At 66.7% G+C, this 12,022-nt stretch carries 10 protein-coding genes; 5 read left to right on the plus strand and 5 right to left on the minus strand.

The features are described from left to right. Window positions 1-54: 54 nt before the first annotated feature. The 3 genes from purN to ASF65_RS01890 form a co-directional block, all read right to left on the minus strand. On the minus strand, window positions 55-744 hold the full coding sequence (purN, locus tag ASF65_RS01880; protein ID WP_082505106.1) for a phosphoribosylglycinamide formyltransferase: 690 nt from the start codon (window positions 742-744) through the stop codon (window positions 55-57). Beyond that, window positions 741-1,814, minus strand: a complete 1,074-nt coding sequence (gene purM, locus ASF65_RS01885; RefSeq protein ID WP_055884285.1) for a phosphoribosylformylglycinamidine cyclo-ligase — start codon at window positions 1,812-1,814, stop codon at window positions 741-743. Before purM ends, purN begins: the two co-directional genes overlap by 4 nt. An 87-nt stretch (window positions 1,815-1,901) precedes the next feature. After that, the gene (locus ASF65_RS01890) at window positions 1,902-2,324 is read right to left on the minus strand and encodes a GFA family protein (RefSeq protein WP_055884287.1); all 423 of its coding nucleotides are present in this window, start codon (window positions 2,322-2,324) and stop codon (window positions 1,902-1,904) included. Between the two features lie 116 nt (window positions 2,325-2,440). On the opposite strand from ASF65_RS01890, the gene ASF65_RS01895 reads away from it, so the two are divergent. The 4 genes from ASF65_RS01895 to ppx all read left to right on the plus strand — a co-directional run bounded on the left by ASF65_RS01895 (window position 2,441) and on the right by ppx (window position 8,236). Next, complete coding sequence (locus ASF65_RS01895) at window positions 2,441-3,613, plus strand: AI-2E family transporter (protein ID WP_055884290.1); 1,173 nt, start codon at window positions 2,441-2,443, stop codon at window positions 3,611-3,613. A 268-nt stretch (window positions 3,614-3,881) separates the two neighbouring features. Then, window positions 3,882-4,301, plus strand: a complete 420-nt coding sequence (locus ASF65_RS21955) for a DnaA/Hda family protein (protein WP_244486525.1) — start codon at window positions 3,882-3,884, stop codon at window positions 4,299-4,301. A 64-nt stretch (window positions 4,302-4,365) separates the two neighbouring features. Continuing rightward, window positions 4,366-6,729 carry an RNA degradosome polyphosphate kinase gene (locus tag ASF65_RS01905; protein WP_055884295.1) on the plus strand — a complete coding sequence of 788 codons (2,364 nt, stop codon included), beginning with the start codon at window positions 4,366-4,368 and terminating at the stop codon, window positions 6,727-6,729. A 19-nt stretch (window positions 6,730-6,748) separates the two neighbouring features. Next, a complete protein-coding gene (gene ppx / locus ASF65_RS01910) occupies window positions 6,749-8,236 on the plus strand; it encodes an exopolyphosphatase (RefSeq protein WP_156369121.1) in 1,488 nt (495 codons plus the stop codon). A gap of 56 nt (window positions 8,237-8,292) precedes the next feature. On the opposite strand, the gene rnd is transcribed toward ppx, so the two are convergent. Next, window positions 8,293-9,444, minus strand: a complete 1,152-nt coding sequence (rnd, locus tag ASF65_RS01915) for a ribonuclease D (protein WP_055884300.1) — start codon at window positions 9,442-9,444, stop codon at window positions 8,293-8,295. A 220-nt stretch (window positions 9,445-9,664) separates the two neighbouring features. Here rnd and aspS point away from each other — a divergent pair, with 220 nt between their 5' ends. Then, a complete protein-coding gene (gene aspS / locus ASF65_RS01920; protein WP_055884303.1) occupies window positions 9,665-11,455 on the plus strand; it encodes an aspartate--tRNA ligase in 1,791 nt (596 codons plus the stop codon). A 47-nt stretch (window positions 11,456-11,502) separates the two neighbouring features. On the opposite strand, the gene ASF65_RS01925 is transcribed toward aspS, so the two are convergent. Then, window positions 11,503-12,018: a 2'-5' RNA ligase family protein gene (locus ASF65_RS01925; protein ID WP_055884307.1), complete on the minus strand. Its 516-nt coding sequence runs from the start codon at window positions 12,016-12,018 to the stop codon at window positions 11,503-11,505. Window positions 12,019-12,022 lie beyond the last annotated feature (4 nt).

Consider the following 12,022-nt stretch of genomic DNA (forward strand, 5'->3'; position numbering starts at 1 on the left):
CGGAGGGCCGCAGCACCTGCGGCCTAATCAAGCTCTCTGTCCGGTGTTCGAGCGTCAGGACTCGCGGCCGTCGGGCGCGACAAGCACCGTCGGTGATGCCGGGCGCGGCGTCCCGCTGCGCGTTTCCGCTATGACCGCACGGCCGCCGTCCTGACGCACGGTGCCCTCGGCGACGAGGCGAAGCGCATGCGGATACAGGCGGTGTTCGGCCCGCAGCAGCCGGTTGGCGAGGGTGTCGGGCGTGTCGCCGCGCTCCACCGTGATCGCGGCCTGCGCGATGATCGGGCCTTCGTCCATGTCGTCCGTCACGAAGTGCACGGTGCATCCGTGGATGCGCATGCCCGCCTCCAGCACACGCTCGTGCGTGTGCAGCCCCGGAAAGAGCGGCAGGAGGGACGGATGGATGTTGATCATCCGCCCGGCGTAGTGCCCGACGAAAAGCGGCGTCAGCAACCGCATGTAACCCGCCAGGCAGATGATGTCGGGGCGGTAGGCATCGAGCTGTTCGATCAGTGCCCGTTCGTGGGCCGCTCGATCGGGGAAGAGCCGCTGGTCGACCCCCTCGGCCGGAATGCCGTAACGTGCGGCGGTCGCAAGGCCGCCGGCGTCCGGCTTGTTCGAGAGGACCGCGACGATCTCGGCCGGGTAGGACGGGTCCATGGCCGCGCCGATCAGTGCGCTCATGTTGGAGCCGCGTCCCGAGATCAGGACAGCGACCCGCTTGCGTGCGGCTTCCTCGCTCACAGCGCGAGCTGCCCGTTGAAGGTGACCGCCGCCTCGGCCTCGCGCGGAAGGATGCGGCCGAGCGGGACCACCGTCTCGCCCTCGCTCTGCAGGATCGCGGCGACCGCAGCGGCTTCCGCCTCGCTCACCACGACGATCATGCCGACGCCGCAGTTGAAGGTGCGCAGCATCTCGGCCTCGGCGATGCCGCCCTCGCTGGCAAGCCAGGAGAAGACCGGCGGGACCGGAATGGCGTGGAGGTCGAGATCGGCGCGCAGATGCTCCGGCAGCACGCGCGGAATGTTTTCGGGGAACCCGCCGCCCGTGATGTGGGCCAGCGCCTTGATGCCGTCGCCCTCGCGGATCGCAGCCAGCAGCGGCTTCACGTAGATACGCGTCGGAGCGATCAGGACCTCGGCGAGGCTGCGGCCCTCAGCTTCGAAGGGAGCCGGGGCGTCGTAGCGCGCGCCGGCCTTCTCCACCACGCGGCGGACGAGCGAATAGCCGTTGGAATGCACGCCGGACGATACGAGCCCGAGGATCACGTCGCCGGACGCGAGTTCGCCGCTCGGCAAGAGGCGTCCGCGCTCGGCGGCGCCCACCGCGAAGCCTGCCAGATCATAGTCCTTCTCGGCGTAGAGACCCGGCATTTCGGCCGTCTCGCCGCCGATCAACGCGCAGCCCGCCTGGCGGCAGCCCTCGGCAATGCCGGCGACGATCGCCTCGCCCTGCGCCGGGTCGAGCTTCCCGGTCGCGAAATAGTCGAGGAAGAACAGCGGTTCGGCGCCCTGAACCACGAGATCGTTGACGCACATCGCCACGAGGTCGATGCCGATCGTGTCGTGCAGGCCGGTGTCGATCGCGATCTTGAGCTTGGTGCCGACCCCGTCGTTGGCGGCCACCAGTACCGGATCGGTGAAGCCCGCAGCCTTCAGGTCGAACAGCCCGCCAAAACCGCCGATCTCGCCGTCGGCGCCGGGCCGGCGGGTCGATCGCACCAACGGCTTGATGCGTTGCACCAGTTCGTTGCCCGCGTCGATGTCGACGCCGGCTGCGGCATAGGTCAAACCGGTCTTGGGATCAGCGGTCATGGCAGGGCCCTCTTTGGGTCGCGAGTTCGCATGATCGGACTATGCGGGCAAGACGCGTGGGTCCTCGAATGTCGAGTTTTGAGCCGCCTAAGCCGCAAGAATCGATGGAAAGTCGTCGGGCTCGGGAAACGTCTCGAAACTGAACGCCGCCGGCGTGCGAACCCACGGCAGCTTTTCGGCGGTGCAGGTTTCCATGAACGGCTCGAGTGGCACCGAGGCGTCGAGCATCGGCGCGCGGACGTTGATAAAATCGTCCATGCCCTCGGGGCGGGTGAAGGCCCATGTGAGGCAGTACGCGCAGAAATCGTGCTTCGGCCCGCCGTGCAGGCCCCCAATGGCCGTCTCGCCGGCCAGGACGGCGAAGCTTACGGCCGGGAACAGGGCCGAGAGCGAGAAGGCGCTCGCCGTCATTTTCTGGCACCCAGTGCAGTGGCAGGCCATCGTTACGAGCGGCTTTCCTCGCACGGCGATCCGCAACCGGCCGCACCGGCAAACCCCGTTGGTTTCCATCCCGTCCGCGACTCCCTACTGCCTCATCGACCCTTGACCGGTTTCGGCGGGCCTGCCTATCTCGATTTCGTTCGCGCGCGCCCGAAATATCCCGCACGTGCGAACGGAGGAATGACATGGTCCGCGATCGTAGCCGACTTCTCAAGCGTCAGGTCCTGTTCTGGAGCCTCGCCGCGGTCGGGGTGGTCCTGTTTCTCTGGCTGTTCCGCGGCATCCTTCTGCCCTTCGTGCTGGGCATGGTGATGGCCTATTTCCTCGATCCGATCGCCGACTGGCTAGTGCGGCGGGGCATGTCGCGGCTGGCCGCCAGCATCGTCATTCTCGTCACGTTCGTGATCCTGATCGCCTTGGTCCTCCTCGTGCTCGTCCCGGTCATCGGCGGCCAGATCGCAGGCTTCGTCGCCCGACTGCCGCAGTATCTCGGTCGCCTCCAGGAACTGGCCGACGATCTACGGCAAGGGCCGCTCTCGCGTTTCATCGAGAACGACCAGCAGTCGGTGCAGCAGGATTTCCAGGCGCTGGTCCGTCAGCTCTCGGGCTTCGTGACGTCCTTCGTCTCGTCGCTGTGGACGTCCAGCCTTGCGGTCGTGAACTTCCTGTCGCTCTTCGTCGTCACGCCGGTCGTCGCCTTCTACCTCCTGCTCGACTGGGACCGGATGATCGACAAGACCGACGCGCTGGTGCCGCGCCAGCACGTCGCGACCGTGCGGCGCCTGGCGCGTGAGATCGATCGGTCGGTCGCGGGCTTCGTGCGCGGGCAGGGCAGCGTCTGCCTGATTCTCGGCACCTATTACGCGGTCGGCCTGACGCTCGTCGGGCTCAATTTCGGCCTTCTCATCGGCTTCTTCGCCGGCGTGATCTCGTTCGTCCCCTATGTCGGCTCGGCGGTCGGCCTTGTGATCGCGCTCGGCGTCGCACTGGTCCAGTTCTCGCCGGACTGGGTCTGGGTGGCGGCGGCCGCCGGCGTCTTCTTTTCCGGCCAGTTCATCGAGGGCAACATCCTCCAGCCGAAGCTCGTCGGCGCGTCCGTCGGGCTCCATCCGGTGTGGCTGATGTTCGCGCTGTTTGCCTTCGGCGCGATCTTCGGCTTCGTCGGGCTTCTGATCGCCGTGCCGGCGGCGGCGGCGGTCGGCGTGCTCGTCCGCTTCGCCCTGCAGAAGTATCTGGAAAGCGAGATGTATTTCGGCCGTGAGATCGTCGCGACGCCGCAGCCGATCCAGATCGAAGGCGACGGGCTCAACGCCGCCCTTCGCAGCCAGTTCGACCCGCGCGGCGGCAAGGCTGACTGAGCGGATGCGCAGGCCCCAGCAACTGCCGCTGGACCTTCCGGCGCGCTCGTCCATGGCGCGCGACGACCTGATGGTCGGGTCGGCCAACGCACTCGCAGTGGAGGCGATCGACCGCTGGCCCGACTGGCCGCATCCGGTCGTCTTGATCTCGGGACCGCCCGGTTCCGGCAAGACGCATCTTGCCTCGGCCTGGCGCGAGATGTCCGGCGCCACCGTCTGGCCGGATGACGCGTTCGATCCGGCGGCTTCGCGCCCTCCGTTCGCAGCCTTGGTCGAGGACATCGATCGCAAGAACCACGACGAACCGGCGCTGTTCGCCCTTTTGAATGCCGCGCGGCTCGGCGGCGGCACTGTCCTCCTGACCTCGCGTCTGCCGGCAGGCGCGCTCGACGTGAAGCTTCCCGATCTCCGCTCGCGTCTGCGGGCCGCGACTGCGGTCGAGTTGCGCGCGCCGGACGAATCTCTTCTCGTCGGGGTCATCATGAAAGTCGCCGCCGATCGTCAAATCGAGCTCGATCCGCGCGTCGTCGAATTCGCGCTGCCACGCATGGAGCGCTCATTCGAGGCGGCCTCCGACTTCGTGCGGCGGCTCGATCAGGCCTCGCTCGCCGGCAAGCTTCGGATCGGGCGCTCGCTGGCGCAGCGAATCCTCGAAGAAATGGCATTGGAAACGAATCGAGCGTCATGAAACAGTCGCGCGGCCCCGCTAAGCGACCGTGACCCCCGTGCGTTCCGAACCGACAGAGCATCCGATGAGCGAGACCAGCGCGACCGACCAGCCCAAGCCCAGCCGTCCGGCGACCCGCCGCAGGGGCCCGTCGCGCGATGCGGTTCGCGCCAAAGGCGGGGCGGAGGCTGTTGCGGATGCGGACATGGACGTCGAGGTCGAAAGCGACGAGCCGGAGCCGGATCAGCCCCTGATGGAGGCTGTCGGCATCCTGCCGGCCCCCGTGCCTCCGGTGCAGGTGCCGACGGTCGAGGAGCTTCCGGCCGACCGCTACGTGAACCGCGAGGTGTCCTGGCTGCAGTTCAATCGCCGGGTGCTGGAAGAGTCGCAGAACCTCAACCATCCGCTGCTGGAGCGCGTGCGCTTCCTGTCGATCTCGGCCGGCAACCTCGACGAGTTCTTCATGGTGCGCGTCGCCGGTCTCGCGGGGCAGGTGCGCGCGAGCCTTTCGGTCCGCAGCGACGACGGCCTCCTGCCGCAGGAGCAGCTGGACCGGGTTCTGACGGAGGTCGGTCAGCTGCAGGAGGAGCAGCAGGCCTCGCTCGCGGAGTTGGTGAAGGCGCTGCGCGCCGAGAACATCCTGATCGTCGGCGCGGGCGAGCTGAAGAAGGACGACCGCGTCTGGCTGGAGCGCCACTTCGACGAGGCGATCTTCCCGGTGCTGACGCCGCTGTCGGTTGATCCGGCGCACCCGTTCCCGTTCATCCCGAACCTCGGGTTCTCGATGGCGCTGTCGCTGATCCGCGAGCGCGATTCGCAGACCATGAACGCGCTTCTTCGCCTGCCGACGGCGCTTCAGCGCTTCGTCGAGATGCCACTGACGGAGGCCGGCGTTGCGCGATTCGTGCCGCTGGAAAGCGTCGTCGCGCTGTTCATTTCCAAGCTCTTCCCGGGATACCGGGTGCGCGGGCAGGGCACGTTCCGCATCATCCGCGACTCGGACATCGAGGTCGAGGAAGAGGCCGAAGACCTCGTCCGCACCTTCGAGAGCGCCCTCAAGCGCCGTCGCCGCGGATCGGTGATCCGGATCGAGTTCGACCACGTGATGCCGGAAGGGCTGCGCAACTTCGTCGCCAGCGAACTCAACGTATCCGAGTCGCGCGTCTCGATCATGGACGGCATGCTGGCGCTCGACGCGGTGTCCCAGATCGTCAAGCTGCCGCGGGACGACCTGAAGTTCTCGCCTTATATCCCGCGCTTCCCCGAACGGATTCGCGAACACAACGGCGATTGCTTCGCGGCCATCCGCGAGAAGGACATCGTCGTCCACCACCCCTACGAATCGTTCGACGTGGTCGTGCAGTTCCTGCGGCAGGCCGCGTTCGACCCGAACGTCGTCGCCATCAAACAGACGCTCTACCGGACCTCGAACGACTCACCGATCGTGCGCGCGCTGATCGACGCGGCGGAAGCCGGAAAGTCGGTCACGGCGCTGGTCGAGCTCAAGGCGCGCTTCGACGAGGAAGCCAACATCAAATGGGCGCGCGATCTCGAGCGTGCCGGCGTTCAGGTCGTCTTCGGCTTCATCGAGAAGAAGACCCACTCCAAGCTTTCGCTCGTCGTGCGCCGCGAGGAGGGGAAGATCGTGTCCTTCTGCCATATCGGCACGGGCAACTATCACCCGATCACGGCCAAGATCTATACGGACCTGTCCTACTTCACGGCCGATCCGGACATCGCGCACGACGTCTCGCTGATCTTCAACTACATCACCGGCTATGCCGAGCCGACGGATCTGCGCAAGATTGCCATCTCGCCGCTCACCTTGCGCAAGCGCATCCTGCAGATGATCGACGAGGAGATCGCGCACGAGAAGGCGGGGCGTCAGGGCCAGATCTGGTTCAAGATGAACTCGCTGGTCGATCCGCAGATCATCGACGCGCTCTACCGGGCAAGCCAGGCGGGGGTCGAGATCGATCTCGTGGTGCGCGGTATCTGCTGCCTGAAGCCCCGCGTGCCCGGCCTGTCGGACAATATCCGCGTGAAGTCGATCGTCGGCCGCTTCCTGGAGCACAGCCGCATCTTCTGCTTCGGCGCCGGCCATGGCTTGCCTTCGGAAAAGGCGATCGTCTACATGGGTTCCGCCGACATGATGCCCCGAAATCTGGATCGGCGGGTCGAAACGCTGGTGCCCATCACGACGCCCACCGTCCACAGCCAGGTCCTCTCGCAGATCATGCTGGCCAACATCCTGGACAACCAGCAGAGTTGGTCGGTTCTCTCCGATGGAACCTCGCGGCGGATCGCGCCGTCGGAGGGTGAGCAGCCGTTCAACGCCCAGCGCTATTTCATGACCAATCCAAGCCTGTCGGGACGCGGAAAGGCCCTGAAGACGAATGCTCCCAAGCTCATCGCGAGACAACGTGCGGAGCATTCCCGCTTCGACTGACGAAGCGGCCCACGGCCGGATGCCCGGGCGGGTGCCGGTCGCCGTGGTGGATATCGGCTCGAACTCGGTGCGCCTCGTGGTTTACGAGGGCAACAGCCGGGCGCCCACCATGCTCTTCAACGAGAAGGTGCTGAGCGGCCTCGGTCGCGGTCTCGCCGCGACCAACCGTCTCGACGACAAGGCCGTCGCCAGCGCCATCGCGGCGCTGACGCGCTTCCGGGCCCTATGCGACCAGTTCCGTGTCGGCGAGATCCATCCGATCGCGACCGCGGCGGCCCGCGAGGCGACCAACGGTCCCGACTTCGTGCGGGCGGCGGAAGCCGCGATCGGCTGCCCGATCACCATTCTTTCCGGCGCCGACGAGGCGAAGTACGCGGCCGAGGGCGTGATCGCCGGCTTCCACGCGCCGAACGGCATCACAGGCGACCTCGGCGGCGGCAGTCTCGAGATCGTCGATGTCGCGGACGGGCGGATCGGAAACGGCGTCACCATGCCGCTCGGCGGCCTTCGCCTGCAGGACATGTCGAGCGGCGACCTCGCGAAGGCCCGTCAGATCGCCGACAGCCACATGATCGCGACGGGCTTTGCGCCGATCGCCGCCGGCCGGCCGTTCTATGCCGTCGGCGGCACGTGGCGAAACCTGATGAAGCTCCACATGGAGCAGACCGGCTATCCGATCCACGTCATGCACGGCTACGCCGTGAAGGCGGCCGACCTCGGCGAGTTTCTGACCGCCGTCGTCAAGAACGACCCGGAGAAGCTGCCCGGCATTGCCGCGATCTCGCGCAACCGTCGCTCGCTGCTGGCCTTCGGCGCCGTTGCGTTGCAAGCGGTCATCCAGACGCTGAAGCCCTCCGAGATCATCATGTCCGCCTACGGCGTGCGCGAGGGCTACCTCCACGAGCGGTTGAGCGACGAGGAGAAAGCCAAGGATCCGCTGCTCGAAGCCGCCCATGAACTCTCGTTCCTGCGTTCGCGCTCGGCGCGCCACAACGAGGAACTGATCGACTGGTCGACCCGCACGTTCACCGCGCTCGGCATCGCCGAGTCCGTGGCGGAGCAGCGGCTTCGGAAAGCGGCCTGCCTCCTGACCGACATCGCCTGGCGCGCCCATCCGGATTATCGCGGGACGCAGGCTTACTCGCTCGTGCTCAATGCCGCGTTTCCAGCAGTCGACCACCCCGGTCGCGCCTACCTGAGCCTCGCCAACTACTATCGCTACGAGGGCGAGTTCGATCCCGTCGACGTTGAGCGCATGAGCAGCATCGTCGATGCCCGAATGATCCATCTGGCAAGGGTCTTCGCGGCGCTGGTTCGCGTCACCTATCTTCTCACCGCCGCCATGCCGGGCGTGATCGAGCGCCTGCGCTGGGCGCAGGATCCCCGCGGCGGTTTCACGCTGGTCGTTCCGAAAGACCTCGCCGGGCTGATCGGGGAGCGGCCGGAAGCGCGGCTGCAGGCTTTCGCTCGCGTCGTGGAGCGCACGTTGCGCATGGAGGCGCGCTGACGGATGCGGGAGCCGCTGGAGAGACGGCGGCCGGGTAGGGCGCCCGGCCGATCCCGTCAGAGCTTCACGACCTCTACCCGGCGGTTGCGGTAGACCAGCGCGGACTGGCCATCGAGAAGTTCCAGCGCGCGATCTCCGAACAGCTCGCGTCGCCAGCCTTCCAGAGCCGGCACATCAGCGTCGGCGCCGTTGACGGCCAGCTTTTCTAGATCGTCTCCTGAGGCGATCAAACGACCGGCGACGCCTCGTTCGTCCACAACGATCTTCAGGAGCACGCGCAGGAACTCGACCGCCGAGGCCGTACCTTCCGGCTGGTTCGGCGGGCGCGGGATCGCCGGAAGCTCGTTTTTCGGGATCGCCAGCGCCCGGCCGACAGCGGCGAGAATTTCACGGCCTGCGTTCGACCGCTCGAAACCCTTCGAAACGGTGCGCAGGCGGGACAAGGCCGTCTCGTCGCGCGGCTGCTGCTGGGCGATCTCGTAGACCGCGTCGTCCTTGAGGATGCGGGAACGCGGCTGGTCGCGCTGACGCGCCTCGCGTTCGCGCCACGCCGCCACCTCTTTCAAGACAGCCAGTTCGATCGGCTTCCTCACACGAAGCTTCAACCGCTTCCACGCGTCGTCCGGATGGATGTCGTAGGTCTTGGGATCCGTGAGAACCGACATCTCATCCGCCAGCCATGACTCGCGCTCCTCGACCGCCAACGCCGACTTGAGGAAGCGATAGGCGTCGCGCAGATAGGTCACGTCGGCCAGCGCGTATTCCAGCTGATCCTGCGACAGGGGCCGCCGGCGCCAGTCCGTGAACCGCGAGGTCTTGTCGATCCGCCCCTTCGACGTCCGGGCGACCAGCTGGTCGTAGGCGATCGACTCGCCGAAGCCGCAGACCATGGCGGCGACCTGCGTATCGAAGAGCGGGACGGGGATGAGGCCGCCGAGCTTGTGGATGATTTCGACGTCCTGCCTTGCGGCGTGAAAGACCTTGATCACCTTGTCGTCGGCCATCAGCGCGAAGAAGGGCGCGAGGTCGATGCCATCGGCCAGCGGATCGACAAGCACCGCAAGGTCGTCCGACGCCATCTGAATCAGGCAGAGTTCCGGCCAGAAGGTCGTCTCGCGGATGAATTCCGTATCGACCGTGACGAACTCAGCGCGGGACAGGGTGTTGCACGCGTCTTGCAGCGCGGCGGTCGTGGTGATCGGCTCCATCCCTCCCTTATAGGACGAGTTTCGGCTGCATGGCACGGGCCCCCGTCCGCCTGACCAGCTTTCCACCATTTTCGTTCAGCCGGAGCGCCCCGAAGGGAGCGGCGTCCCCAAGATTCTTGACAGGATGGCACCTGCATGCGCTTGTCCGCGCGAATTTCGGGTGGGGCGAGGCGTCCCGTTTCCAACCCAGACCCGCCGGATCAGCCGAGAGAAGACTGCCATGCATCGCTACCGTTCCCATACCTGCGCTCAGCTTCGCCCCGAGCATGTCGGGAACTCGGTACGCCTGTCGGGCTGGGCGCATCGCATTCGCGACCACGGCGGCCTGCTCTTCATCGACCTTCGCGATCACTACGGCCTGACGCAGATCGTGGTGGACCCCGAGTCGCCCGCATTCAAGACCGCCGAAACCGTGCGCGGCGAGTGGGTCATCCGCATCGACGGCGAGGTGAAGGCGCGTACGCCCGAAACCGTCAATGCCAAACTGCCGACGGGCGAGATCGAGGTCTTCGCGCGCGAGATCGAGGTGCTCGGCCCCGCCAAGGAACTGCCGCTGCCGGTCTTCGGCGAGCCGGAATACCCGGAGGACGTGCGGCTCCGCTACCGCTTCCTGGATCTGCGCCGCGAGACGCTTCACCGCAACATCATGCGCCGCACGCAGGTCGTCGCGTCGATGCGCCGGCGGATGAACGAGATCGGCTTCAACGAATTTCAGACGCCGATCCTGACGGCATCGAGCCCGGAGGGCGCGCGAGACTTCCTGGTGCCGTCGCGCCTCCACAACGGCATGTTCTACGCGTTGCCGCAGGCGCCGCAGCAGTACAAGCAGCTGCTGATGATGTCGGGCTTCGACCGCTATTTCCAGATCGCGCCGTGCTTCCGCGACGAGGACCCCCGCGCCGACCGGTTCTACGGCGAATTCTACCAGCTCGATCTGGAAATGAGCTTCGTCGAACAGGAAGACATCTTCCAGACGATGGAGCCGGTGATCCGCGGCATCTTCGAGGAGTTCGCGGACGGCAAGCCGGTCAGCCAGACGTTCCGCCGCATTCCCTATGCCGAGTCCATCCGTCGCTACGGCTCCGACAAGCCCGACCTGCGCAACCCGATCGAGATGCAGGCGGTGACCGAGCACTTCGCGGGCTCGGGCTTCAAGGTCTTCGCGGGCATGATCGCGTCCGACCCGGCCGTCGAGGTCTGGGCGATCCCGGCGAAGACTGGCGGCTCCAGAGCCTTCTGCGACCGCATGAACGCTTGGGCACAGGGCGAGGGGCAGCCCGGCCTCGGCTACATCTTCTGGCGCGAGGAAGACGGCAAGCTCGGCGGCGCCGGGCCGCTCGCCAAGAACATCGGCGAGGAGCGCACAGAGGCCGTTCGCACCCAGCTTGGTCTCGAGGCGGGCGACGCCTGCTTCTTCGTCGCCGGGCGCCCGGAGAAGTTCTACGCATTCGCGGGCTCGGCGCGCACGCGCGTCGGCGAGGAGCTGAACCTCGTCGATCGCGACCGGTTCGAGCTTGCCTGGATCATCGACTTTCCGTTCTACGAGTGGGACGAGGACAACAAGAAGGTCGACTTCGCCCACAACCCGTTCTCGATGCCGCAGGGCGGCATGGAGGCGTTGCAGGGCGGCGAGCCGCTGGCCATCAAGGCGTTCCAGTACGACATCGTCTGCAACGGGTTCGAGATCGCGTCCGGCGGCATCCGCAACCAGCTGCCCGAGGTGATGGTGAAGGCCTTCGAGATCGCGGGCTATAGCCAGGCCGACGTCGAGGAGCGCTTCGGCGGGCTCTACCGCGCGTTCCAGTACGGCGCGCCGCCGCATGGCGGCATGGCGGCGGGCGTCGACCGCATCGTCATGCTGCTCTGCGGCGCCAAGAACCTGCGCGAGATCGCGCTGTTCCCGATGAACCAGCAGGCGCACGACCTCCTGATGGGCGCGCCCGCGGAGGCGACCCCGGCGCAGCTGCGCGACCTCGGCATCCGCACGATCCCGCAGCCGCCGAAGGGCTGAGGTCGACTGGCTTTGCAGAAAACGAAAGGGCGCTGCGGCGCCCTTTTTTATAACCGCCCCACGAAGCCGTATTCGCCCGCAAGCTCCCACGGCCCGCCGCGATAGTGCCATAGAAGGAGCCCCGTGCCCTCCGCTTCGAACGGCGAGAATGCGGCTTTCAGGTCGGCACAGAGCGCCTTGGCGTCTCTCGCCGGAGCCTTGTTCTGGATCGTGACGTGCGGCGCGAAGCCCGCAGCATCCTGGCGTGTCAGGTCGCCCGCCCAGCGTTCGGCAAGCCGTGCACGCAGCGATTTCAGAGCGTCGCAGCGGATCTCGTAGGCCGATCCGTAGCCGAGGAAGCGGATGCCCTGCGCGATCAACTGCAACGGCGGCGTTTCTCCGGCCAGCGCGGCAAGATCGCGATGGATCGCCGGCAGCCGCTCGCCGGGAAGCTTGTGAAAGAGCGTCAGGTGTGCCGGCAGCATGTTGCGCGCCGGCGGGAAGTACCGCCGACGCATGGCGTCGAAACGCTCGAAGCTCGCCGCGTCGAAGCGCAGCGTCAGGATCAGCGGGTCGATGTCCACGCCG

It is taken from the genome of Aureimonas sp. Leaf324 (genome assembly GCF_001423245.1).
Lineage (GTDB): Bacteria > Pseudomonadota > Alphaproteobacteria > Rhizobiales > Rhizobiaceae > Aureimonas.